At 77.0% G+C, this 748-nt stretch carries 3 protein-coding genes; all 3 read right to left on the bottom strand.

The genetic code is table 11. The annotated features are described in order from the left end of the window. Window positions 1-237: GPP34 family phosphoprotein (locus ACXAHD_RS32295; protein ID WP_475055206.1), on the bottom strand; the 237-nt coding region annotated here is incomplete at its 3' end. Next, window positions 234-524 (bottom strand): flavin reductase, encoded by a 291-nt coding sequence (locus ACXAHD_RS32290; RefSeq protein ID WP_475055205.1) that lies wholly within the window; start codon window positions 522-524, stop codon window positions 234-236. The genes ACXAHD_RS32290 and ACXAHD_RS32295, both read right to left, overlap by 4 nt. Continuing rightward, the coding region (locus tag ACXAHD_RS32285; protein ID WP_475055203.1) for a hypothetical protein at window positions 488-748 on the bottom strand (261 nt) is incomplete at its 5' end. The genes ACXAHD_RS32290 and ACXAHD_RS32285, both read right to left, overlap by 37 nt.

Below are 748 nucleotides of genomic sequence, written 5' to 3'. Positions count from 1 at the left end.
GTGCACCCGCAACGCGCCCGCGTCGACCAGGTCGGCCAGCAGGGCGGCGGCCAGACCGTACCCGACCGGCCCGGCCGGCAGACGCGGCCGACCCGTCACATCATCGGCCGCCAACAGGAAGAACTCGTCCGCCAGCAGCGGCGACCGGCCCCGTACCGCCGCAGCCGGCACCGGCACCCCACCACCGGAAGCAACAGCGGCGGCGGCCGTGGTGGCCTGGGTGCGGTAGACCGTCATGCCGGCTCCCGCCGCCGCGCCCAGGCGATGAACCGCGCGTACGTCTGCTCCGGAGTCAGGCCGGGCAGGTCACGGGCGGCTTCGGCGGCGAGCTGGGCCACGTACATGCAGCGGCCGATCCGGTCGAAGCTCGCCATCAGCTCGGCGCGGGCCGGCTCGCACGGCCACGGCCGGCGGCAGGCCCGGCACCGCCACGACGGACGCCACGCCACATGCCCGACCCGGCCCACCACGGCCACCACCCGCGCGGTCACCGGCCGGCCCGCCGCCGGGACCGGCCGGGCCACACCCAGGTCCGCCGCAGGGTCACGGTCCGCGCCGGCTGCGGCGCCCACCGACGCCCGGCCGCCTCGACCTGCGCGGGCAGCAGCCCGCCGGTCGGACACGCCGGGCAGGTCAGGGTACGGCCGCAGCCGGGACACCAGCGGTGCCGATGCCGACACAAACTGAACCCGACCACCGCGCCGACCAGCACCGCGATGGTGGCGGCGAGCACCACATCCAGCATCAA

The organism is Micromonospora sp. ABR4_055 (assembly GCF_056160425.1).
This window is presented reverse-complemented; position numbering and strand designations above follow the sequence as displayed.